Origin of the sequence: Microbacterium sp. K24, assembly GCF_004794465.1 — a bacterium.
Classification (GTDB): Bacteria; Actinomycetota; Actinomycetes; order Actinomycetales; family Microbacteriaceae; genus Microbacterium.
In genome coordinates this window covers 89,444-112,922 of record NZ_SSDJ01000156.1, presented here as the reverse complement: position 1 = coordinate 112,922, position 23,479 = coordinate 89,444, and the positions used below count along the sequence as shown (strand labels likewise).

The 23,479-nt window shown below is 69.1% G+C and carries 22 protein-coding genes; 18 read left to right on the top strand and 4 right to left on the bottom strand.

Annotated elements, in window-relative coordinates:
• Nucleotides 1-74: 74 nt before the first annotated feature.
• From DW306_RS20920 to DW306_RS20895, 6 genes are all read left to right on the top strand, one after another.
• On the top strand, nt 75-587 hold the full coding sequence (locus tag DW306_RS20920; protein ID WP_223622783.1) for a nucleoside deaminase: 513 nt from the start codon (nt 75-77) through the stop codon (nt 585-587).
• Nucleotides 588-610: 23 nt separating this feature from the next.
• On the top strand, nt 611-2,125 hold the full coding sequence (locus DW306_RS20915) for an NCS2 family permease (RefSeq protein WP_136057506.1): 1,515 nt from the start codon (nt 611-613) through the stop codon (nt 2,123-2,125).
• Between the two features lie 35 nt (nt 2,126-2,160).
• The gene (locus DW306_RS20910) at nt 2,161-3,690 is read left to right on the top strand and encodes an FAD binding domain-containing protein (RefSeq protein WP_240747298.1); all 1,530 of its coding nucleotides are present in this window, start codon (nt 2,161-2,163) and stop codon (nt 3,688-3,690) included.
• Nucleotides 3,687-6,059, top strand: coding sequence for a xanthine dehydrogenase molybdopterin binding subunit (gene xdhB / locus DW306_RS20905; RefSeq protein ID WP_136057505.1), 2,373 nt, complete (start codon nt 3,687-3,689; stop codon nt 6,057-6,059). The genes DW306_RS20910 and xdhB overlap by 4 nt, the downstream gene beginning before the upstream one ends.
• Nucleotides 6,060-6,071: 12 nt before the next feature.
• A complete protein-coding gene (xdhC, locus tag DW306_RS20900; RefSeq protein WP_136057504.1) occupies nt 6,072-6,917 on the top strand; it encodes a xanthine dehydrogenase accessory protein XdhC in 846 nt (281 codons plus the stop codon).
• Nucleotides 6,918-7,041: 124 nt separating this feature from the next.
• Nucleotides 7,042-7,311: a hypothetical protein gene (locus DW306_RS20895; protein WP_136057503.1), complete on the top strand. Its 270-nt coding sequence runs from the start codon at nt 7,042-7,044 to the stop codon at nt 7,309-7,311.
• A 49-nt stretch (nt 7,312-7,360) separates the two neighbouring features.
• Here DW306_RS20895 and DW306_RS21430 read toward each other — a convergent pair whose 3' ends face one another.
• Together DW306_RS21430 and DW306_RS20890 are read right to left on the bottom strand one after the other, a co-directional pair.
• On the bottom strand, nt 7,361-7,522 hold the full coding sequence (locus DW306_RS21430) for a hypothetical protein (RefSeq protein ID WP_168429399.1): 162 nt from the start codon (nt 7,520-7,522) through the stop codon (nt 7,361-7,363).
• 112 nt (nt 7,523-7,634) lie between these two features.
• Nucleotides 7,635-8,333 carry an NRDE family protein gene (locus tag DW306_RS20890; RefSeq protein ID WP_205814225.1) on the bottom strand — a complete coding sequence of 233 codons (699 nt, stop codon included), beginning with the start codon at nt 8,331-8,333 and terminating at the stop codon, nt 7,635-7,637.
• Between the two features lie 55 nt (nt 8,334-8,388).
• Between DW306_RS20890 and coaBC the strand changes: the two genes are divergently transcribed.
• The 6 genes from coaBC (at nt 8,389) to DW306_RS20860 (ending at nt 13,566) form a co-directional block, all read left to right on the top strand.
• Nucleotides 8,389-9,603: a bifunctional phosphopantothenoylcysteine decarboxylase/phosphopantothenate--cysteine ligase CoaBC gene (gene coaBC / locus DW306_RS20885; RefSeq protein WP_136057501.1), complete on the top strand. Its 1,215-nt coding sequence runs from the start codon at nt 8,389-8,391 to the stop codon at nt 9,601-9,603.
• 34 nt (nt 9,604-9,637) lie between these two features.
• Nucleotides 9,638-10,105, top strand: coding sequence for a thioredoxin-dependent thiol peroxidase (gene bcp, locus DW306_RS20880; protein ID WP_136057500.1), 468 nt, complete (start codon nt 9,638-9,640; stop codon nt 10,103-10,105).
• Nucleotides 10,106-10,247: 142 nt separating this feature from the next.
• Nucleotides 10,248-10,751: a 2-oxo-4-hydroxy-4-carboxy-5-ureidoimidazoline decarboxylase gene (gene uraD, locus DW306_RS20875; RefSeq protein ID WP_136057499.1), complete on the top strand. Its 504-nt coding sequence runs from the start codon at nt 10,248-10,250 to the stop codon at nt 10,749-10,751.
• Nucleotides 10,748-11,089 (top strand): hydroxyisourate hydrolase, encoded by a 342-nt coding sequence (gene uraH, locus DW306_RS20870; protein WP_116633739.1) that lies wholly within the window; start codon nt 10,748-10,750, stop codon nt 11,087-11,089. The genes uraD and uraH overlap by 4 nt, the downstream gene beginning before the upstream one ends.
• A gap of 7 nt (nt 11,090-11,096) precedes the next feature.
• Entirely contained in the window at nt 11,097-11,990 is an 894-nt protein-coding gene (pucL, locus tag DW306_RS20865) for a factor-independent urate hydroxylase (RefSeq protein WP_136057498.1), read from the top strand.
• A gap of 154 nt (nt 11,991-12,144) precedes the next feature.
• The gene (locus DW306_RS20860; protein WP_136057497.1) at nt 12,145-13,566 is read left to right on the top strand and encodes a nucleobase:cation symporter-2 family protein; all 1,422 of its coding nucleotides are present in this window, start codon (nt 12,145-12,147) and stop codon (nt 13,564-13,566) included.
• 8 nt (nt 13,567-13,574) lie between these two features.
• On the opposite strand, the gene DW306_RS20855 is transcribed toward DW306_RS20860, so the two are convergent.
• A complete protein-coding gene (locus tag DW306_RS20855; RefSeq protein ID WP_136057496.1) occupies nt 13,575-14,321 on the bottom strand; it encodes an SDR family oxidoreductase in 747 nt (248 codons plus the stop codon).
• 83 nt (nt 14,322-14,404) lie between these two features.
• Between DW306_RS20855 and aceE the strand changes: the two genes are divergently transcribed.
• Nucleotides 14,405-17,128 carry a pyruvate dehydrogenase (acetyl-transferring), homodimeric type gene (aceE, locus tag DW306_RS20850; protein WP_136057495.1) on the top strand — a complete coding sequence of 908 codons (2,724 nt, stop codon included), beginning with the start codon at nt 14,405-14,407 and terminating at the stop codon, nt 17,126-17,128.
• Between the two features lie 104 nt (nt 17,129-17,232).
• Here the strand turns inward: aceE and DW306_RS20845 are convergent, their stop codons facing one another.
• On the bottom strand, nt 17,233-18,000 hold the full coding sequence (locus tag DW306_RS20845; RefSeq protein WP_136057494.1) for an IclR family transcriptional regulator: 768 nt from the start codon (nt 17,998-18,000) through the stop codon (nt 17,233-17,235).
• Between the two features lie 144 nt (nt 18,001-18,144).
• Between DW306_RS20845 and DW306_RS20840 the strand changes: the two genes are divergently transcribed.
• The 5 genes from DW306_RS20840 to DW306_RS20820 all read left to right on the top strand — a co-directional run bounded on the left by DW306_RS20840 (nt 18,145) and on the right by DW306_RS20820 (nt 23,453).
• Nucleotides 18,145-19,551, top strand: coding sequence for an NAD-dependent malic enzyme (locus DW306_RS20840; RefSeq protein WP_136057493.1), 1,407 nt, complete (start codon nt 18,145-18,147; stop codon nt 19,549-19,551).
• A gap of 5 nt (nt 19,552-19,556) precedes the next feature.
• Nucleotides 19,557-20,852, top strand: a complete 1,296-nt coding sequence (locus DW306_RS20835) for an aldolase/citrate lyase family protein (protein WP_240747297.1) — start codon at nt 19,557-19,559, stop codon at nt 20,850-20,852.
• Complete coding sequence (locus DW306_RS20830) at nt 20,849-21,670, top strand: bifunctional allantoicase/(S)-ureidoglycine aminohydrolase (RefSeq protein WP_136057492.1); 822 nt, start codon at nt 20,849-20,851, stop codon at nt 21,668-21,670. The genes DW306_RS20835 and DW306_RS20830 overlap by 4 nt, the downstream gene beginning before the upstream one ends.
• A gap of 107 nt (nt 21,671-21,777) precedes the next feature.
• The gene (locus DW306_RS20825) at nt 21,778-22,578 is read left to right on the top strand and encodes a TIM barrel protein (RefSeq protein WP_136057491.1); all 801 of its coding nucleotides are present in this window, start codon (nt 21,778-21,780) and stop codon (nt 22,576-22,578) included.
• Complete coding sequence (locus DW306_RS20820) at nt 22,575-23,453, top strand: 2-hydroxy-3-oxopropionate reductase (RefSeq protein ID WP_136057490.1); 879 nt, start codon at nt 22,575-22,577, stop codon at nt 23,451-23,453. Before DW306_RS20825 ends, DW306_RS20820 begins: the two co-directional genes overlap by 4 nt.
• The last annotated feature ends 26 nt before the right edge of the window (nt 23,454-23,479 follow it).

Below are 23,479 nucleotides of genomic sequence, written 5' to 3'. Positions count from 1 at the left end.
CTCGCGGAACGGCCTGATCAAGGCCAGACCAGATAAGCCGTATCACTGCGACGACAGCAAGGAAGCTCTCCGTCATGACCAGCACCGCTATGCCCGAAACCGGTCTGCGTTCGACTCCGGCCGAGTATCTCGCCCGCGCAGTCGCGATCGCGACCGACAATGTCCGCAACCAGGGCGGCCCGTTCGGCGCCATCGTCGTCACGGCCGACGGCCGCGTCTTCGAAGGCGTGAACCGCGTCACCGCGAACCTCGATCCCTCGGCGCACGCCGAGGTCACCGCGATCCGCGCCGCCTGCCAGGGGCTCGGCACCTTCGACCTCACCGGCGCCGTCCTCTACAGCAGCTGCGAACCGTGCCCGATGTGCCTCGCGACCTCGCTGTGGGCCCGCATCGACCGCGTCTACTTCGCCGCCGATCGCGATGACGCCGCGGATGCCGGATTCGACGACGCCGTGTTCTACCGCTACTTCGAAGGCGGTGAGGAGGACAGGGCGATCATGCCGGTCGCGCAGGAGCCTCTGCCGCCCACCGCTCGCATCGCTCCGTTCACGGAGTGGAGCACCACGTCCACTCGAGTCGACTACTGACGCGACGACGACGGGAGCCGAAGATGTCTTCATCAGTTTTCCTGCCCGACGAGCCCGAGACCGGAGTCACCCCGGCGGCGAAGCAGCCGCCGCTGCCCACCGGGGCGACCACCACCGTCGACGCCGAGCCTCGTAACGCCCTCGACCGCTTCTTCGAGATCACCCAGCGCGGGTCGACCTTCGGACGCGAGATCAGGGGCGGGATCGTCACGTTCGTGACGATGGCGTACATCGTCATCCTCAACCCCCTCATCCTCGGCGGCGTCGACGACGTCACCGGGAACGCCCTGCAGGCCGCGCAGATCGGTGCGGCCACCGGTCTCACCGCCGGCGTCATGACGATCCTGTTCGGTCTGATCGCCCGACTGCCGTTCGCGCTCGCCGCGGGTCTCGGCATCAACTCGTTCCTCGCCGTGTCGGTCGTCGGTCAGGTCACTTGGCCCGAGGCGATGGGACTCGTCGTGATCAACGGCATCCTCATCGTGCTCTTCGGCGCCACCGGCATCCGATCAGCGATCTTCAACGCGGTGCCCGCACCGCTGAAGGCGGCGATCACGGTCGGCATCGGACTCTTCATCGCCTTCATCGGCTTCGTCGACTCCGGGTTCGTCAACCGCACGCCCGGCGGCCCGCCCGTGCAGCTCGGCGACGGCGGATCGATCACCTCGGTCCCGACCCTGATCTTCCTGCTCGGCCTGCTCGTCATCGGCGTGCTCGTCGCGCGCAGAGTGCCGGGCGGCATCCTGATCGGCATCGTCGCGTCGACCGTCGTCGCCATCATCGCTCAGGCGTTCCTGAAGCTCGGCCCGAGCTTCGAGGACCCGAACGGATGGCACATGACCATCCCCGAGATCCCGTCGTCGTTCGTGACGATCCCGGACTTCGGGCTCATCGGCCAGTTCGACCTGTTCGGATCGTTCAGCCGCGTCGGCGCCCTCGCGGCCACGATGCTGGTGTTCACCCTCGTGTTCTCCAACTTCTTCGACGCGATGGGCACGATGACCGGGCTCGCGAAGAACGCCGGGCTCGCCTACAAGGACGGCACGTTCCCGCGTCTCCGCTCGGCGTTCGTCGTGGAGGGCCTCGGGGCCGTCGCCGGAGGAGCCACGTCGACCTCGTCGAACACGGTGTTCGTCGACAGCGCGTCCGGCATCGGGGAAGGCGCCCGCACCGGGCTCGCGTCGGTCGTCGTCGGTCTGCTCTTCCTGCTCTCCATGTTCTTCACGCCGCTCACGCTCGTGGTGCCGATCGAGGTCGGATCGGCAGCGCTCGTCGTCGTCGGCGCGATGATGATGGCGCAGATCAAGGAGATCAAGTTCACGAACTTCGCCGTGGCTCTCCCGGCGTTCCTCACCATCGTCACGATGCCGCTCACCTACTCGATCGCCAACGGCATCGGCGTGGGCTTCATCGCCTGGTCCCTGGTGAACGCGCTCTCGGGCCGCGCCCGCAAGGTGCACTGGCTCATGTGGGTCGTATCCGTCGGCTTCGCGCTGTACTTCGTGCGCGGCCCGATCGAGGTGCTGCTCGCCGGCTGAGCGGCAGCACCACAGCTGTACTGAGGAGTTCGACAATGACCGACATCATGAACGACATCACCGCGACGGACATCACCGCGAGCGACATCGCCGTGAACGTCAACGGACGGGTGCGCTCGCTCGACGGGACCGCCGCCCACACCACGGCCCTCGACTGGCTGCGCGACACCGGCCTCTCGGGCAGCAAGGAAGGCTGCGCCGAGGGCGAGTGCGGCGCCTGCGCGATGCTGCTCGCGACGCCGACTCCGGACGGCGGCACCGAGTGGACCCCCGTCAACGCGTGCCTCGTGCCGGTCTATGCGCTCAACGGTCAGGAGATCGTGACCGCGGAGGGGCTCGGGTCGCCGGACGCCCTGCATCCGGTGCAGGAGAAGCTGGCCGAGGCCGGCGGATCGCAGTGCGGCTACTGCACCCCCGGCTTCGCGTGCAGCATGGCGGGAGAGTACTACCGCTCCGCCCGCACGCCCGTCGAGAGCACCCCGGCCGAAGGGGGTACCGGGCACGACGACGGCATCCCCTCGCACGATGCAGAGCACGGGCCGAACGGCTTCGACCTGCACGCGCTCAGCGGCAACCTCTGCCGCTGCACCGGGTACCGCCCGATCCGCGACGCCGCGTACACGCTGGGTGAGCCGCAGGAGGACGACCCGCTGCAGCAGCGACTCGCGGCACCGGCTCCCGCCGCCGTCCCGACGGATGCCGAGGTCGACGGGGCGCGGTTCCTGCGCCCGGCCTCCCTCGACGAGGCGCTGCGTCTGCTGCGTGACGAGCCGGGTGCTCTGCTCGTGGCGGGCTCCACCGACTGGGGCGTCGAGGTGAACATCCGCGGCCGCCGGGCACCGCTCGTGATCGCGATCGAGCAGCTCGACGAGCTCCGGACCCTGCATCACACCGATGACGTCCTCGAGATCGGAGCGGCGCTCCCGCTCTCCGAGATCGAGAAGCGCCTCGACGGCGCGGTGCCGCTGCTGGCTCAGCTGCTGCCGCAGTTCGCGTCCCGGTTGATCCGCAACCGCGCCACGTTCGGCGGCAACCTCGGTACCGGCTCTCCGATCGGCGACAGCCCGCCCGCACTGCTCGCTCTCGGCGCCCGGCTCGTCCTGGCATCCGCCGAGGGGGAGCGGGAGGTCGAGCTGTCGGAGTACTTCACCGGCTACCGGCAGACGATCCGCCGCCCCGACGAGCTGATCCGCGCCGTGCGCATTCCTCTGCCGCTCGCGCCTGTGACGGCCTTCCAGAAGATCGCCAAACGGCGCTTCGACGACATCTCCAGTGTGGCGATCGCCTTCGCGCTCGACATCGAGGACGGGATCGTGACCGGGGCGAGGATCGGACTCGGCGGCGTCGCCGCCACACCGCTCCGTGCGACAGCCACCGAGGAGGCGCTGATCGGCCGTCCGTGGAACATCGCCACCGTGCGCGCGGCATCCGAGGTGCTGGGCACGGAGGGCACCCCGATGTCGGACCACCGCGCGAGCGCGGACTACCGCTCGCTCATGCTCAACACCGCGCTGCTCAAGCTCTACAGCACGACGGTCATCAGCTCGAAGGAGGTGTCGGCATGAGTGCTCTCGCCGACCGACCGGCCAACCCGATCGTGGGACACCGGGCCGCGCACGAGAGTGCGGCCCTCCACGTCACCGGCGCCGCCATGTACACCGACGACCTCGCCGCCCACACCGCCGGTGTTCTGACGGCGTGGCCCGTGCAGTCGACGAACGCCCACGCGAAGGTCACCATCGACGTCTCCGGTGCCTACGAGGTGCCCGGCGTCGTCCGTGTGCTGACCGCCGACGATGTTCCCGGCATCAACGACGCGGGCATCAAGCACGACGAGCCCCTCTTCCCCAGCGAGGCGATGTTCTACGGGCACGCGCTCGTATGGGTGCTCGGCGAGACGCAGGAGGCGGCACGCCTCGGCGCGGAGCGCGTGACCGTCGAGTACGAGCCGCTGCCGTCGCTGATCACGGTGCAGGACGCGATCGACGCCGAGTCCTACCAGGGGATCGCCCGCACCGTGCAGCGTGGCGATGCGGCATCCGCCCTCTCCTCCGCCGTGCACGTCTTCGAGGGCGTCACCGAGTTCGGCGGCCAGGAGCACTTCTACCTCGAGACGCACGCCTCGCTCGCGATCCGCGACTCCGAGGGCCAGTACTTCGTGCAGTGCTCGACGCAGCATCCGTCCGAGACGCAGGAGATCATCGCGCACGTGCTCGGGATCACCTCGAGCGAGGTGACCGTGCAGTCGCTGCGCATGGGCGGCGCGTTCGGCGGCAAGGAGATGCAGCCGCACGGCCTCGCCGCGATCGCCGCGCTCGGCGCGAAGCTGACCGGTCGTCCCGTGCGCCTGCGCCTGAACCGCACGCAGGACATCACGATGACGGGCAAGCGGCATCCGTTCCACATCTCGTGGAAGGTCGGCTTGGACGCCGACGGGATGCTGCAGGGACTGGATGCCGTGCTCACCTGCGACGGCGGGTGGAGTCTCGACCTGTCCGAGCCCGTGCTCGGCCGTGCGCTGTGCCACCTCGACAACGCGTACTGGATCCCGAACGTGCACGCCTACGGCCGCATCGCGAAGACCAACAAGGCGTCCAACACCGCGTTCCGCGGCTTCGGCGGACCGCAGGGCGTCTTCCTGATCGAGGACATCCTCGGTCGCGTCGCCCCGGCGCTCGGCATCGACCCGATCGAGCTCCGCGAGAAGAACTTCTACCAGGCCGGTCACACGACCCCCTACGGTCAGCTCGTGAAGGACGCTCCGCGCATGGGCGCCATCTGGAGCGAGCTGCGCGAGGAGGCCGATGTCGAGGAGCGCCGCGCGGAGATCGCCGCGTTCAACGCCCGCAGCCCGCACATCAAGCGCGCGCTGGCCCTCACGCCCATCAAGTTCGGGATCTCGTTCAACTTCGCCGCCTTCAATCAGGCCGGAGCGCTCGTGCACGTCTACAAGGACGGGTCGGTGCTGATCAACCACGGCGGCACAGAGATGGGCCAGGGCCTGCACACGAAGATGATGCAGGTCGCGGCCACCGCGCTCGGGCTCGAGCTGCATCAGGTGCGGCTCGCCCCCACCCGCACCGACAAGGTGCCCAACACCTCCGCCACGGCGGCTTCGTCGGGCACCGATCTCAACGGCGGCGCGGTCAAGAACGCCTGCGAGCAGATCCGTGGGCGGATGGCGGCGGTCGCCGGTCGCCTGCTGAACGCCGACGAGCGCGATGTCGTCTTCGAAGGCGGGTACGTCACGGCCTTCGGCAACCTGTCGCAGCGCCTCACGTTCGCCGAGGTCGCGAACGCCGCGTACCTCCAGCGCGTGCAGCTCTTCGCCGCCGGGTACTACCGCACCGAGGGCCTGCACTGGAACCCGGAGATCATGCAGGGCTCGCCGTTCAAGTACTTCTCCTACGGCGCTGCGGCGACCGAGGTCGAGGTCGACGAGTTCACCGGGCTGTACAGCGTGCGCCGCGTCGACATCATCCACGACGTGGGTGACTCGCTGTCGCCGATGCTCGACATCGGGCAGATCGAGGGCGCGTACGTGCAGGGCGTCGGCTGGCTGACCCTGGAAGAGCTGCGCTGGGACGAGAGCGACGGACCGAACCGTGGCCGTCTGCAGACCCAGTCCGCGTCGACCTACAAGCTGCCGAGCTTCTCGGAGATGCCGGAGCAGTTCCACGTGCGCCTGTTCGAGAACGCCCGCGAAGACGGTGCCGTGTATGGATCGAAGGCCGTCGGAGAGCCGCCCTTCATGCTGGCTTTCAGTGCACGTGAGGCGCTCCGTCAGGCGGTCGGGGAGTTCGCTCCCGCGGGGCACATGGTCGAACTGCGGTCGCCGGCGACGCCGGAGGCCGTGTTCTGGGCCATCCGCAGCGCGCAGCAGGCAGCGGAGGCCGTCAGGGCGCCCGAGCCGGAACTCCTCGCCTCGATCTGACCGGGACGCGATATGGACTGGGTCGATGCGCTGCAGGCGTTGCGCTCCGCGCGCACGCCCGCGGTGATCGTCACGCTCGCGCTGGTGCGCGGGCATGCACCGCGAAACGGGGGTGCCAAGATGGTCGTCTCTCCCGACGCGGTGTTCGGCACGGTCGGAGGAGGCAACCTCGAGGCGACGGCCGTCGACCGCGCGAGGGCGATGCTCGCCGCGGGATCGGCGGAACCCGAGCTGCTGGTGCTGACGCTCAGCGACAAGGCGGTCACCGAGTACGGTGTGCAGTGCTGCGGAGGAGAGGTCACGATCATGCTCGAACCGGTGCGAGTGATACCCAGCATCGCGATCTTCGGGATGGGGCACGTGGGGCTCGAGCTCGCGCGCATCCTCGCCCGGCACGAGGTCGAGCTGCATCTCATCGATTCACGACCGGAGATGCTCGCGGCGGAGCGGATCGGGGTGCCCGGCGAGAGCGGCGTCTTCGCCGACAGCGTCGCGAGGATCCACGTCACTCTCGCGCCGGTGCCGGAGTCGGCGCTGGCCGGGCTCCCTCAGAGCTCGCACGTGCTCGTGATGACCCACGACCACGTCGAGGACCTCGCCGTGGTCGACATGTCGCTGCGGACCGACGGCATCGCCTCGATCGGGCTGATCGGCTCGTCGTCGAAGTGGGCGCGGTTCCGCAAGAAGCTCGACGAGCTCGGTCATGGGGAGAGTGACCTGGCGCGGGTCGTCACTCCGATCGGCGTGCCCGAGGTCGCCGGCAAGCAGCCGGCCGTGATCGCGGTCAGCGTCGCGGCGCGGATGCTGCAACTGATCGACGAGGCGGCGGCCGAGGAGGGTGCGGGGTCGTCTGACTGAGCTGGCGCGATGCCGGCCTTGCTGCAGATGATCACCGGGTCCTTCCGGCCTATGCTCTCTTCATGAGCGAATCTGTGGGAGATTCCGCAGCCGACGAACCTCGGAAACGGGCCAAGCCGTGAGCATGCCCGAGGCTGAGCCGACCCCGTCGCTGATTCAGCAGCGGCTCGCGCTCGGACGCTTGCGTCTGACTGCGCTGTTCATGATGATCGGCTGGGGCGCACTGGCCGCGCTCCGGGTCGTAGGACTTGACGCCACCAAAGTTCTCGATTGGATCGTCCTCATCTTCTCTCTGGCGCTCGCGTTGTACGGCGTGAAGTTGTTGTTCGACTATCGCCGCAAGGTGCGCGCTTTCGAGGACCGGTACGGCACCGACGCGGGTCGGCAGAAGTAGCCTCCATCGATGATCGAGTCCGATCATCGACCGCAGGAAGCCGTGCCGTTCAGGTCGCCTTCGGGAAGAGGATGCGGAACGCGCGGACGTAGCTGTTCCCGCGCTCGCCGTGCGAGGGGACGTAGAAGTCGGGATCGATGTGGACGATCGACCGCTCTTCGGTCGCGTCGTCTGCCGCGGGTGCGATCTCGGGGGTCAGCATGATGGTCACCTCAGTCCTTCTCTCGCCTGCTCTCACATTCCACAATATGGAAAGGAAGTTCTGCTTTACGAAAAGAGTATGACGATCGCCGCATCGCGTCAAGAGGTGGTGCGGCTCCGGGTCAGGACCAGTGGCCGGGGCGGGGGAGGGTGTGGTCGCGCACCTCGACACCGGCGGGGGTGACGGAGGCGGTGGCGTACAGCAGCGACTGCGTCGGATAGCCGTGCGGGCGGTTGTCGCGGATGATCGCACGATCGTCTTCAGGAGACAGGCGGGCGGATGCCGCGAGCAGGGCGAGCCACGAATCGACCCAGTGCGCGTCCTCCGCGGCAGGCCCTAGCGCCCGGAACTCCGGAAGCCACGCTGAGATGCGCGGGGTGGCCGGGTCGTCGAGGTCGTCGTGCGCGATCATGTGCGTCCCCGGCTCGATGGGGGTCGTGCGCAGGGCGGCACCGTCCCAGCTGAGCACGCGTGCGCCTTCCGGCCGCACCTCGAGCAGGTTGAAGCCGTGCATCGGAAGCGGCGCCTCGGGGGAGCGCCCCGCGACGGATTCGAGCGCCAGCGTCCCACGGGACACCGCTCGGTCCAGGGGAAGGCCGCCCACGTCCTCGCGGTTCAGCAGGACTGCGAGCCGGCGCTCGTCGGGATTCACCGCCAGCCAGGCGCCGCCCGCGCGACGATCACGGATGCCGATCACGCCGGGGTACTGCTCCGGCCACCAGGGACCCAGGGCATCCCAGTCCCGCTCCGGGTCTTCATCGCGCACCGCCAGCAGCCGCGCGTTTCCGGCATCCGCCACATCGATCACGACCGTGCACACGGTGGCCAGTCTAGGTCGTGCCCCCGGGGCGGGGATGCTGGGGCAGAATCGGAGGGTGAACATCGTCGTGGCGGTAACCGGCGGCATCGCCGCGTACAAGACCGTGCACCTCGTGCGCCTGCTGGTCAAGGCAGGGCACGATGTGACGGTGGTGCCGACGGAAGACGCCCTGCGCTTCGTCGGCACCCCCACGTGGGAGGCGATCAGCCGGCATCCGGTGACGACGAGCGTGCACGACGACGTCGCCAAGGTGCGCCACGTCGCCCTCGGGCAGGCGGCCGAGCTCGTGATCGTCGCCCCCGCCACGGCCAACTCGATCGCGAAGATGACGGCCGGTCTCGCCGACGACCTGTTCGGCACGACCCTGCTCGCCACCGAGGCCCCTGTGCTCATCGCTCCGGCCATGCACGCCGAGATGTGGCGGCATCCGGCGACCCGGGCGAACATCGAGACGCTCCGCAGCCGCGGCGTGCACATCGTCGGTCCGGCCAACGGCGAGCTCGCCGGCGGCGACAGCGGGCCGGGACGGATGTCGGAGCCCGAGGAGATCTTCGCCGCCGCGCAGCAGCTGCTCGCTCCGCGCGATCTCGACGGATTGCGCGTGGTCGTGTCGGCCGGCGGCACGCGGGAGCCGATCGATCCCGTCCGGTTCCTCGGCAACCGTTCGAGCGGCAGGCAGGGGGCGGCGCTCGCCGCCGAGGCGGCCGCGCGCGGCGCCGCGGTGGTGCTCGTGGCCGCGAACGTCTCCGGTGATGTGCTCGCCGGGGCGCAGCATCCGTCGATCCGTATCGTGCCCGCTGGCTCCGCGGCCGATCTCGCCGTCGCGATGAGGGAAGCGGCCGCCGACGCCGATGTCGTGGTGATGGCGGCGGCCGTCGCCGACTACCGCCCGGTCGCGGTATCCGAGCGCAAGCTCACCAAGGAGGGTGGCGGCATCCCGCCGATCGAGCTGGTCGAGAACGAGGACATCGTCGCGTCGCTCGCGGCGGCACGGCGTCCGGGCCAGCTCGTCGTGGGCTTCGCGGCCGAGACGCCGCAGAACCAGGAGGAGCTGTTCGATCGCGCGCGCCGCAAGCAGCAGCGCAAGGGCGTGGACGTGCTGGTCGTCAACGAGGTCGGCTGGGAGCACGGGTTCGAGAGCGGCGACAACGCCGTGCAGATCCTCGGCCCGTCGGGAGTGATCGCGGGGGCCGCAGCGGGCTCCAAGGGTGAGGTCGCGGCGGCGATCTGGGATGCCCTTCGCGATACACTCTCGTCATACAGAACTTGAGTTCCGCAATGCGGAATCAATGAATGGAGCGATCATGACCGAACGACTCGCCGCCGGCGACACCGCACCCGACTTCCGCCTCTCTGACGCCGACGGCGCCGAGACAGCGCTCGCCGACTACCGCGGCAAGAGCGTCGTCGTGTACTTCTACCCGAAGGCCGCGACTCCCGGCTGCACGACAGAGGCGTGCGACTTCCGCGACAACCTCTCGTCGCTGGCTGCGGCCGGTTACGCCGTGCTCGGCGTCTCGCCCGATGAGGTCGCCGACATCCGCGCGTTCGCCGACGCCGAGGGGCTGACCTTCCCGCTCCTCGCCGACACGGATGCCGCCACCGCCCGCGCGTGGGGCGCCTGGGGCGAGAAGACCGTGGGGGACCGCACGTTTGAGGGTGTCATCCGCTCGACCTTCGTGCTGGATGGAGACGGCGTCGTGCAGCGGGCCGAGTACGGCGTCGACCCGACGGGGCACGTCGCTCGCCTTCGCGACGAACTCGGTGTATGAAGGGTTGACAACTCGGTCTGCGATCCGCAGACTGGTTACGCATGCTGAAATAACAGTTCCGGCATACGGAAGTGGTGCTTCTCTCGGGAAGTGATCCGTATAGTCTTACGCGCCGGATGCCAGCATGTGCTGAGGATCGAAGATGTTGCTCACGGAGTTCAACTCCCGCACTCGCGACGCCGCTGTCGACGTCGTGAAACCCGCACTGGACATTCCCCGCTGGTACGACGCGATCGTCGACGGCCGGCCGTACGCCTCGATCGAGGCGCTCACGGATGCCGCTGCGCAGGTCGCGGCGCCGCTCACCGCCGACGAGATCGACCGGGCGCTGGCGCATCACCCGCGCATCGGCGAACGCGCCGAAGGGCAGAGCGCTGAGGCTGCCCACGCCCGCAGCGAGCAGTCCGGCGTCGACGCCTCGGCGGCCGACGCTCTGGCCGCGGGCAACCGTGCCTACGAGGAGACCTTCGACCGCGTCTTCCTCGTCCGTGCCGCCGGGCGATCCGCCGACGACATCCTCGCCCTGCTGCAGCAGCGGCTCGGCAACACCCCCGAAGAGGAACTGGCGGTCATCGACCAGCAGCTGCGCGAGATCGCGGCCCTGCGCCTCGCCGGAGCCATCGAGACAGAAGGAGCACGCGCATGAGCGTCTCTCACGTGACCACCCACATCCTGGACACATCGATCGGGCGTCCTGCGCCCGGCGTCGCCGTCGTACTCGAGGCCCGAGACGGCGACGGATGGGTCGGGATCGGTACGGGCCTCACCGATGCCGACGGACGGGTGAAAGACCTGGGCCCCGAACGGCTGGAGAGCGGTGCGTACCGCCTCCGGTTCGACACGGGGACCTACTTCGCCGGCATCGAAACGGACACCTTCTTCCCGGAGGTGGTGCTGACCTTCCTGGTCGACACTGCGCAGGCGCACTACCACGTGCCGCTGCTGCTCAGCCCGTTCGCCTATTCCACTTACCGAGGAAGCTGAGAAGAACATGACGACCATCACCCTGGGCAAGAACCAGTACGGCAAGGCCGAGGTCCGCGTCGTGCGGGTCACGCGCGACACCGCCCGCCACGAGATCGAGGATCTCAACGTCACCTCACAGCTGCGCGGCGACTTCGCCGACGCGCACTTCACCGGCGACAACACCAACGTCGTCGCGACCGACACGCAGAAGAACACGGTCTACGCCTTCGCGAAGGACGGCATCGGCAGCCCCGAGGAGTACCTGCTGCGTCTCGGGCGCCACTTCACCGGCGAGTTCGACTGGGTGACCGGCGGACGCTGGGAGGCCGACCAGTACACCTGGCAGCGCATCGACGTCGATGGCCAGGGCCACGACCATTCGTTCGTGCGCGGCGGCACCGAGACCCGGACCGCCCTCGTCGAGATCGACGGCGAGCAGACCACGATCATCGCCGGGCTGACGGACCTCAAGGTCCTCAAGTCGACCGAGAGCGGATTCGTCGGCTACCCGAAGGACCGGTACACGACACTGAAGGAGACGACCGACCGCATCCTCGCAACCTCGGTCACGGCGAAGTGGCGCTACAACCGCACCGACATCGACTTCAACGAGGTGTTCGCCGACGTGCGCCGCCTCCTGCTCGAGGGCTTCTCGGCCAACTACTCGTACGCCCTGCAGAACACGCTGCACGACATGGCCGAGGCTGTTCTCGAAGCGCACGAGGAGATCGACGAGATCCGCTTCTCCACCCCGAACAGCCACCACTTCGTCGTCGACCTGTCGCCGTTCGGCCTGGAGAACCCGAACGAGGTGTTCTACGCGGCCGACCGGCCGTACGGCCTGATCGAGGCGTCGTTCCTCCGTGATGGAGCGGATGCCGACCACCGCGTGTGGGACAGCGTGCCCGGCTTCTGCTGAGTCGCACCTGAGTCGCACCTGATCCATTCCGACCAGGGGTGAGCCCGTCTCCGACGCACCGGGCTCACCCCGCTGTTCACCATGCCCACGAACCGCATGCCCATCGCCCGATACGCCCACCCCGAAAAGCGGGTCCGGACAAGGAGGTCCCCGAATGACTGCATCTCGCAACCCCCAGAAGACCACGACCGGATCGCGCCGGCCCGAGGATGAACGCCTCGGTGCCGGAACCGCCTTCATGTTCGGGCTCCAGCACGTGCTGACGATGTACGGCGGCATCATCGCGCCCCCGCTCATCATCGGCGCCGCGGCCGGGCTCACGTCGGCCGAGGTCGGCGTGCTGGTCGCCGCCTGCCTGTTCATGGGCGGCCTCGCGACGCTGCTGCAGACCCTCGGCATCCCGTTCTTCGGCTCGCAGCTGCCGCTCGTGCAGGGCGTCTCGTTCGCCGGCGTCGCGACCATGCTCGCGATCGTCAATCAGGGCAGCGGCCTCCCCGCCGTGTTCGGCGCGGTGATCGTCGCCTCGCTGATCGGGCTGGTGGTCGCACCGTTCTTCGCGCACATCGTGCGCTTCTTCCCGCCCGTCGTGACGGGCACGGTCATCACGATGATCGGACTGTCGCTCGTGCCGGTGGCGGCGCGCTGGATCACCGGGGCCGACCCCGAGGCGCCGACCTACGCCGATCCGGTGTTCGTCGGCATCGCCGGATTCACGCTGCTGGTCATCATGCTGCTGAGCAAGCTCGGCAACGCGACCATCTCCCGCCTGTCGATCCTCATCGCCATGGTCGTCGGCACGATCTTCGCGGCCGTCATCGGTCGCGCGGACTTCTCCACGGTGCTCGACGGTCCGGTCTTCGCGTTCCCGACGCCGTTCGCGTTCGGAGTGCCGACGTTCGACCTCGCCGCGATCGTGTCGATGACGATCGTCGTGCTGGTGATCCTCACCGAGACGACGGCCGACATCATCGCCGTCGCCGAGATCACCGGCTCGAAGGTCGACCGCAAGCGGATCGCCGCAGGTCTCCGCGCCGACATGGTGTCGAGCGCGATCTCCCCGATCTTCAACTCGTTCACGCAGAGCGCGTTCGCCCAGAACGTCGGACTCGTCGCCGTGACGAAGATCAAGAGCCGCTACGCCGTGGCGGCCGGCGGCGTCATCCTCATCGTCCTCGGCCTGACCCCGATCCTCGGCCGGGTCGTCGCAGCCGTGCCCACGGCCGTCCTCGGGGGCGCCGGCCTCGTGCTGTTCGGCACCGTGACCGCCAGCGGCATCCGCACGCTCTCGAAGGTGAAGTACGACGGCAACATGAACCTCATCATCGTGGCCGCCTCCCTGTCGTTCGGCGTGCTGCCCGAGGTCAACCACGACATCTACATGAACTTCCCGACCTGGTTCCAGGTGATCTTCGGATCGGGCATCAGCTCGGCCGCGATCATGGCGATCGTGCTGAACCTCGTGTTCAACCACTTCACGAGGGGCACTCCCGAGGACCCCTCGGTGTTCGCGGCCAGCCCCGTCCGGGCCGTGAAGACCGATGTGATCCGAACGCTGCGCGGCGGATCGAGGCGCTGACGAACGTGTCAGCCCCTGGCCCCGAACGGCATGCCGGATGCCGCGACCGTCAGCGTCGAGACGTTCGCATCGGCGGGCAGCTGCGCCATGAACAGCACCGCACGCGCGGCATCCGCCACGTCGAAGGTCGGCTCCACCCGCCGCGAGCCGTCGGGCTGCAGGGCACCGGAGCCCACACCCAGGTCAGTCATGATCGACGTGCGGGCGTTGCCGATGTCGATCTGGCCGCACGAGATGCCGTGCGCGCGGCCGTCGAGGTCGATCGACTTCGTCAGTCCGCTGATCGCGTGCTTGCTCACCGTGTAGGCGACGGAAAGCGGTCGGGGCACGTGCGCCGAGATCGATCCGTTGTTGATGATGCGGCCGCCGGAGGGCTGCTGCGCGATCATCGTGCGCATCGCCGCGCCTGCGCAGAGCAGCGACCCGGTGACGTTCACGTCGAGCGTCCTCTGCCAGTCGGCGAGCGAGATCTCCGCCGCGGATGCCGTCGGGCCGAAGACCCCGGCATTGTTGAACAGCACGTCCACCCGGCCCCATTCGGCCACCGTGCGGGCGAACAGCGCCTCGACCTCGGACTCGACGGTCACATCGGTGGGCACGACGAGGGCGTCGGGGTGACCCGCGGCCGTCTCGAGCAGGGCGTCTTCCCGCCGGCCGGCGAGCGCCACCCGGAAGCCCGCCTCGAGCAGGGCACGGGCGACCGCGCGGCCGATCCCCGAACCTGCACCTGTCACGACGGCTGTGCGTCCGCTCATGCCGACACCTCCCGAATCTGATCCGCTGCCCACGCCGCTCGCCGGTGAGGCAGACCCCTCCATCTAACAAGAAAGGCCGTACCGTGACCGACACTCGCGACTCCGCCGTCACATCCGCCGACCTCGATCCCGAGGAGACCGCCGAGTGGCTCGAATCCCTCGACGCGCTCATCAGCGAGCGCGGCACCGGTCGCGGCGCGCACATCGTGCGGACCCTCGTCGATCGCGCCGGCCTCCGCGCGGATCCGGTCTCGACGGCAGAGGGGGCCGTGACCACCGACTACGTGAACACGATCGACGCCGCCGACGAGCCGGCGTACCCCGGCGACGAGGAGCTGGAGCGGCGCTATCGCGCCTGGATGCGCTGGAACGCGGCGGTCATGGTGCACCGCGCCCAGCGTCCGGGCATCGGGGTCGGCGGTCACATCTCGACGTATGCCGGGGCGGCGACGCTGTACGAGGTCGGCTTCAACCACTTCTTTCGCGGCAAGGATCACCCCGGCGGCGGCGACCAGATCTACTTCCAGGGACACGCCTCGCCCGGCATCTACGCCCGCGCCTTCCTCGAGGGCCGGCTCGGCGAAGAGGACCTCGACGGCTTCCGCCAGGAGAAGTCGCGCGAAGGGCACGCACTGTCGTCGTACCCGCATCCGCGGCTGATGCCGGAGTTCTGGGAGTTCCCGACGGTATCAATGGGCATCGGCCCGATGAACGCGATCTACCAGGCGCAGTCGAACCGCTACCTGCAGGGGCGTGGCCTCACGGACACCTCGGAGCAGCATGTCTGGGCGTTCCTCGGCGACGGCGAGATGGACGAGCCGGAGTCGCGCGGGCTGCTGCAGCTCGCCGCGAACGAGGGGCTCGACAACCTCACCTTCGTCGTGAACTGCAATCTGCAGCGGCTCGACGGACCGGTCCGCGGCAACGGCAAGATCATCCAGGAGCTGGAGGGCTTCTTCCGCGGTGCGGGGTGGAACGTGATCAAGGTGATCTGGGGCCGGGAGTGGGACGACCTGCTCGCGCGCGATCAGGACGGCGCGCTCGTCGACATCATGAACACGACGGTCGACGGCGACTTCCAGACCTACAAGGCCGAGTCCGGAGCATTCATCCGCGAGAACTTCTTCGGTCGCGACCGTCGGGCGCGCGCGCTGGTCGACGGCCTCAGCGATGACGACATCTGGCACCTCCGGCGCGGCGGCCACGACTACCGCAAGGTGTACGCCGCGTATCAGCAGGCGCTCGCGCACAACGGCCGGCCCACGGTCATCCTCGTGAAGACCGTGAAGGGCTACGGGCTGGGTCAGCGTTTCGAGGCGCGCAACGCGACGCACCAGATGAAGAAGCTGACGCTGCAGGACCTCAAGGACTTCCGCGACCATCTCCGCGTGCCGATCACCGATGCGCAGCTCGAGGCCGACCCGTACCTGCCGCCGTACTACCACCCGGGCGCCGACGCCCCGGAGATCGCGTACCTGCAGGAACGTCGCCGCGCGCTCGGCGGCTTCGTGCCGGAGCGTCGGCCCGAGCACGCGGCGATCGCGCTGCCCGACCCGAAGGCCTACGAGGTTGCGGCCCGCGGCTCGGGCAAGCAGCAGGCGGCGACGACGATGGCGTTCGTCCGTGTGCTGAAGGACCTCATGCGCGACCCGGAGTTCGGCAGGCGGATCGTGCCGATCATCCCCGACGAGGCCCGCACCTTCGGGATGGACGCGTTCTTCCCCACCGCGAAGATCTACAACCCGAAGGGCCAGAACTATCTGGCCGTCGACCGCGACATCGTGCTCTCGTACAAGGAGTCGACGTCGGGGCAGATCGTGCACGTCGGCATCAACGAGGCCGGATCCATCGCGGCATTCACCGCGGCGGGTACGGCATACGCCACGCACGGCGTGCCGCTGATCCCCGTGTACGTCTTCTACTCGATGTTCGGATTCCAGCGCACCGGCGACTCGCTGTGGGCGGCGGCCGACCAGATGACCCGCGGCTTCCTCATCTCGGCCACCGCGGGGCGCACCACGCTGACCGGAGAAGGGCTGCAGCACGCCGACGGCCATTCTCCGCTGCTCGCCGCCACCAACCCGGCCGTGGTCACCTACGACCCCGCGTTCGGCTACGAGATCGGCCACATCATGCGCGCCGGCATCGAGCGGATGTACGGCCCGGACTCGACCGACCGCGACCGCATCTACAACCTCATGGTCTACAACGAGCCGATCGTGCAGCCGGCCGAGCCCGAAGGGGTCGACATCACCGGCATCCTGGGCGGCATCCACCGCATCGCGCCCGCCACGGGTGAGGGGCCGCGCGCGCAGCTGCTGGCGTCGGGTATCGGCGTCACCTGGGCGCTCGAGGCGCAGGAGCTCCTCGCCGCCGACTGGGGTGTCGCCGCCGACGTGTGGTCGGTCACCTCGTGGACCGAGCTGCGCCGCGACGCCGTCGCGGCCGAAGAGGAGGCGTTCCTGCATCCGGAGCGCGGCATCCGCACCCCCTTCGTGCAGTCCCAGCTGGCCGGGGCCGAGGGGCCGATCGTCGCCGTCAGCGACTACGCCAAGGATCTGCCCGACCAGATCCGCCAGTTCGTGCCCAACGACTGGGCGACGCTCGGCGCCGACGGCTTCGGGTTCTCGGACACACGGGCCGCGGCGCGACGCTTCTTCAAGGTCGACGGGGCATCGATCGTCGTGCGGATGCTGCAGCTGCTCGCCGCACGCGGGGAGGTGGATGCCGCGGCCCCCGCGCAGGCGGCCGAGCGCTACCGGCTGTCCGACGTGAACGCCGGGACCAGTGGGTCGGACGCGGAGTGATTCGGGAGGAGATCTGCGTTCCGGAGGACGAGGATGCGAGAATCGGCCCTCCCGAGCGCAGATCCCCTCCGATACGCCCGTGCGGACGGGGCCGGAGGATGCTGTCAGGCGGTCAACTCGGCGCTGATCGCCTCGGCCGCCCGTCGCAGCAGGGGAACCGCTCGGCCGCCGAAGGCCTCGTCGACGCGCGAGATCGGCCCCGACACCGAGACGGCGGTCGGGGTCGGTGCGTCGGGCACGGCCATCGAGAAGCAGCGGACGCCGATCTCCTGCTCCTGGTCGTCGATCGCGTAGCCGCGCTCGCGGATGCGATCGAGCTCGGCGAGCAGGTCGTCGATCGTGCCGATGCTGTGCTCGGTGGGTGTCGGCATCCCGGCGCGGCCGACGATGCCGCGTACGGTCTCGTCGGGGAGCTGGGCCAGGATCGCCTTGCCGACGCCGGTGTCGTGCAGGTTCGCGCGGCGGCCGACTTCGGTGAACATGCGCATGGAGTGCAGCGACGGCACCTGGGCGACGTAGACGACCATGTCGCCGTCGAGCACGGCCATGTTGGCGCTCTCGCCGAGGTCGTCGACGAGGCGCTTGAGCTGCGGACGGGCGAGGGCGCCGAACTGCCGGGAGGCGCCTTCGCCGATGCGGATGAGCTTGGGCCCGAGCGCATAGCGACGGTTCGGCAGCTGTCGCGCGTATCCGAGCGAGACGAGCGTGCGCAGCAGCCGGTGGATCGTGGGCAGCGGCAGGTCGGTGGAGGCGGCGAGCTCGCTGAGCGTCACGTCACCGCCGGCGTCGGTCACCAGCTCGAGGAGCTCGAAGACGCGCTCGACCGACTGCACGCCGGATCCGGCGCTCTTGGCGGGCTTGGTATCGGTCATCGGATCCTCCGTCAGGGTCTGGTTCATTCCATCATGCGAGAGAGGCATGTCGAAACAGACGCGCACAAAGATTACCGCGCTTGCCACAAAGTTCCATAGAGTAGATAATAGAATCCACGATACGAAAACTTAGACGGAGGAAACATGGCGAATCCGGGACCCGGGAACTCCATCACGCTGCGGATCGACGCTCCCTCGAACTTCAGCGTCACCAGCGAGCTGGCGGCCGCTGCGGCCGACGCGGGGGCGGCGGTCACCGCGCTCGACGTCGTCGAGTCGCACCCGAAGACGATCGTCGTCGACCTGACCTGCAACACCACGGGTGAGGAGCACGCCGAGCGCGTGCGCGCGGCGATCGACGCGCTCGACGGCGTCACGGTGCGCCTCGTCAGCGACCGCACCTTCCTGATGCACCTCGGCGGCAAGCTCGAGGTCGTCCCGCGGGTTCCGCTGCGCAACCGCGACGACCTGTCCCGTGCGTACACGCCCGGCGTCGCCCGCGTCTGCATGGCGATCGCCGAAGACAAGAGCAAGGCGCGACAGCTCACCGTCAAGCGCAACACCATCGCGGTCGTCACCGACGGCACCGCCGTGCTCGGCCTCGGCGACATCGGACCCGAGGCCGCCCTTCCGGTGATGGAGGGCAAGGCCGCGCTGTTCAAGCAGTTCGCGAACGTCGACGCCTGGCCGGTCTGCCTCGACACCAAGGACACCGAGGAGATCATCTCGATCGTCAAGGCCATCGCCCCGGTCTACGGCGGCGTGAACCTCGAAGACATCGCGGCGCCCCGCTGCTTCGAGATCGAGGCGCGACTGCGGGAAGAGCTCGACATCCCGGTCTTCCACGACGACCAGCACGGCACCGCCATCGTGACCCTCGCGGCGCTCGGCAACGCCCTCAAGGTCGTGGGCAAGAAGATCGGCGACGTGCGGATCGTCGTCTCCGGCGTCGGCGCCGCCGGCAACGCGATCGTGCAGCTGCTGCTCGCCGAGGGAGCGCACGACATCGTCGCCTGCGGCCGCGACGGCGCGATCCACGCCGGTGCCGAGTACACCGACGCGCACCGCACCGAGATCGCGGCGACCACCAACCCGCGCGGCTTCCAGGGCACGCTGAAGGAGGCCATGGTCGACGCCGACGTGTTCATCGGCGTGAGTGCGCCGAACATCCTCGACGAGGCCGACATCGCCGCGATGGCCGACGACGCGATCGTGTTCGCGATGGCGAATCCGACTCCCGAGGTCGACCCGATCGTCGCGTCGAAGCATGCCGCGGTGGTGGCGACCGGCCGCAGCGACTTCCCGAACCAGATCAACAACGTGCTGGCGTTCCCCGGCGTCTTCCGCGGCCTGCTCGACGCGGGCGTGTCCGACATCACCGCGCCTATGCTGGTCGCAGCCGCCGAGGCGATCGCTTCGCGCGTGGGAGACGACGAGCTCAACGCGAGCTTCATCATCCCCAGCGTGTTCGATCCGCTGGTGGCCGGCGCGGTGGCCGAGGCGATCGTCCGCGTCGCCTCCTCCGCTTCCGTCGCCTCGAGCAAGGAGTGAGCACCGTGGCCGCCAGCGTCGATCCGCGCACCACGACCCTGGGCGACGACGACCTCGCCGACATCGACACCCGGCTCGCGGCGACCGACGCGCTGCTCGCGACCTCGTATCCGGGCGATGACGGCAGCAGGCAGCCGGTGCACACTCTCTACGTTCCGGCCGACCGGTTCACGCCCGACCTGGCCGCGCGGTGGGGCGCGGACGCCGCTGCGGCCGTCGCCGCGTTCGGCGGCACGGCGGCGGTGGCGGATGCCGTGGGCCTCGGCGACCTCGCCGATGAACTCGCGCCGCTCGTCGACGCGAAGCTGCGGACCGAGCCGATCGAAGACCTCCGCCTCGACTTCGAAGACGGCTACGGAGCCCGACCCGACGCCGAGGAGGATGCCGATGCGATCCTCGCCGCGGAGCGCGTGGCCGAGGCCGTGGCTGCGGGGAGTGCGCCGCCGTTCATCGGCATCCGGTTCAAGTGCTTCGAGGCGCCGACGCGTCGCCGCGGCATCCGCACTCTCGATCTGTTCCTGACGGCCCTCGCCGCCGCCGGCCCGCTGCCCGACGGACTCGTGCTGACGCTGCCCAAGGTGACCACGGTCGCGCAGGTCGAGGCGATGGTCGCGCTCTGCGAGCGCTTCGAGGAGCGGCTGGGTCTCGCGCCCGGACGCCTGCGGTTCGAAGTGCAGATGGAGACGCCGCAGCTGATCATCGCCGCCGACGGATCCGTGCCGGTCGCGACGCTGCTGCACCGCGCGCAGGGGCGCGTCACGGCGCTGCACTACGGCACCTACGACTACAGCGCCTCGCTGCAGATCGCCGCGGCGCATCAGTCGATGGAGCATCCCGCTGCCGACTACGCGAAGCAGGTGATGCAGGTCGCCGTCGCCGAGACCGGCGTGCGCCTGTCCGACGGGTCGACGAACGTCATCCCCGTGGGGGAGCCGGATCACGTCCGCAGCGCCTGGCAGCTGCACGCCCGCCTCGTGCGGCGATCGCTCGAGCGCGGCTATTACCAGGGCTGGGACCTGCACGCCGCTCAGCTGCCGACCCGATACCTCGCCACATACGCGTTCTACCGCGAGGGGTTCGCCGCCGCCGCGCGTCGCCTCGACAACTACCTGCACGGCAGCGACGCGACCATCATGGACGAACCGGCCACCGCCCGGGCTCTCGCGCGTTTCGTCGTGCGCGGCCTGGAGTGCGGAGCCGTCACCGAGGCGGAGGTGCGGGATGCCGCTGCCGCCGCTCCCGCGGAGCTGATCCGGCTCGCGCACCCGAAGCTCGCCGTATCCGAGGAGGAGACCTCATGAGCACGCACACCTATTTCACGCCGACCGGCGGGCTTCCCCCGCAGTCCGCCCTGCTCACCGACCGCGCCGTCGTGAAGCTCGCGTACACCGTCATCCCGAAGGGCGTGCTGCGCGACATCGTCACCAGCACCCTCCCCGGCTTCACGAACACCCGCGCTTGGATCATCGCCCGGCCGACGCCGAGCTCGGCCACCACGTTCTCGCAGCTGATCGTCGAGATCGGTCCCGGGGGCGGGGCGACGAAGCCCGAGGCCGAGGCCGGTGTCGAGGGCGTCGTGTTCGTCACGACGGGAACCCTCACGCTGACCCTCGAGGGCCAGCGGCATGTGCTCGAGGAGGGCGGCTACGCGTTCCTCGCACCGGGAGCGACCTGGTCGCTCGCCAACGAGGGTGACGAGATCACGAGCTTCCACTGGATCCGCAAGGCCTACGAGTGGCTCGACGGCGTCGACGCACCGGCATCCTTCGTCACGAGCGACAGAGACATCGAGCCGGTCTCGATGCCCGACACCGACGACGTGTGGGCGACCACCCGCTTCTCCGACGCGAGCGACGTCGCGCACGACATGCAGGTGAACATCGTCACGTTCAAGCCCGGCGGCACGATCCCGTTCGCCGAGACCCACGTCATGGAGCACGGGCTGTTCGTGCTGCAGGGCAAGGCCGTCTACCGCCTGAACGACGACTGGGTCGAGGTCGAGGCCGGCGACTACATGCTGCTGCGTGCGTTCTGCCCGCAGGCCTGCTACGCGGGCGGTCCCGAGGACTTCCGCTACCTGCTGTACAAGGACATGAACCGGCAGATCCGGCTCACCTGACGCCGCGGACGCTCCGCGGGGATGCCGTTGACATCGCCGCGGAGTTCCGCGTACTCTTTTCACTAGTAGAAACTTTACTTCCACAATCCGAAATCAGGAATGAATCCATGAGCTACACCGTGAACGCCTCGATCCTGCTGACCGACCTGCCGACCCTGGAGCGTCCGGCGGCCGCCAAGGCTGCCGGCTTCGACGCCGTGGAGTTCTGGTGGCCGTTCGCCTCGGCCGTCCCCGCGCAGCAGGAGGTCGATGCGTTCGTCGCCGCGATCCAGGACGCCAGCGTGCAGCTGACCGGCCTCAACTTCTTCGCCGGCGACATGCCCGCGGGTGACCGGGGTCTCGTCTCCTGGATCGGTCGCGAAGACGAGTTCCGGGCCAACGTCGACATCGTCGTCGGAATCGGAGAGCGTCTCGGCACGAAGGCCTTCAACGCCCTCTACGGCAACCGCATCGAGGGTGCAGACGCCCAGGCGCAGGACGACCTCGCGGTGCAGAACCTCGCGATCGCCGGAGCTGCCGTGGCGAAGATCGGCGGCATCGTGCTGCTCGAGCCGGTCTCGGGCATGGACGCGTACCCGCTCAAGACGGCCGCCGACGCGCTGGCGATCATCGACCGCGTCCGTGACGAGCACGGCGTCGACAACATCCGCCTGCTCGCCGACTTCTACCATCTCGCCGTGAACGGCGACGACGTCGCCGCGGTCATCGCCGAGCACGCCGACGAGTTCGGCCACATCCAGATCGCCGACGCCCCCGGCCGCGGCGAGCCCGGCACCGGCGAGCTGCCGCTGGCCGAGTGGCTCGACGCCGCCCGCGCCGGCGGATACACCGGGGTCATCGGCCTCGAGTACAAAGCCACCCAGGCGGACGCCTTCGCCTGGCTGAACCACGAAGGAGCGACGGCATGACGAACATCGCCATCATCGGACTCGGCATCATGGGCCTCCCCATGGCCAAGAACCTCGTCAAGGCCGGCCACGACGTGACCGGATTCAACCGCAGCCAGGAACCCATCGACGCGCTCGTCGAGGCCGGCGGCACCGGCGCATCCAGCATCGCGGATGCCGTGAAGGATGCCGACGTCATCCTCACCATGGTCCCGGATTCTCCCGACGTCGAAGGAGTCGTCCGCGGCGGGGACGGCGTGTTCGCCCACGCCAAGGCCGGCGCCCTGTGGATCGACAACTCCTCGATCCGCCCCGACGTCGCCAAGACCCTCGCGGAAGAGGCCGTGGCCGCCGGCTTCGGTGCCGTCGACGCCCCGGTCTCCGGAGGAGAGCAGGGTGCCATCGACGGTGCGCTGTCGATCATGGTCGGCGGATCCCCCGAGCACTTCGCGGCTGCGGAGCCGATCCTGAACGCGATCGGCAAGACCATCGTGCACGTGGGCCCCGCGGGCGCCGGCCAGACCGTCAAGGCAGCCAACCAGCTCATCGTCGCCGTGAACATCCAGGCGCTCAGTGAGGCCGTCGTCTTCCTCGAGGCATTCGGCGTCGACACCGACGCGGCGCTGAAGGTGCTCGGCGGTGGTCTCGCCGGCTCCAAGGTCCTCGACCAGAAGGGGCAGAAGATGCTCGACCGCGACTTCGCCCCCGGATTCCGTCTCGCCCTCCACAACAAGGATCTGGGCATCGTCACCGCCGCCGCCCGCTCCGTCGGGGTCACCATCCCCCTCGGCGCCGCCGTCGCACAGCTCGTGAACGCCCTCGTCGCCCGCGGTGACGGTGCGCTCGACCACTCCGGGCTCTTCACCCTCACCAACGAACTCTCCGGCCGCGGCTGACGTTTCGTCTCGCTTCGCTCGCCCAA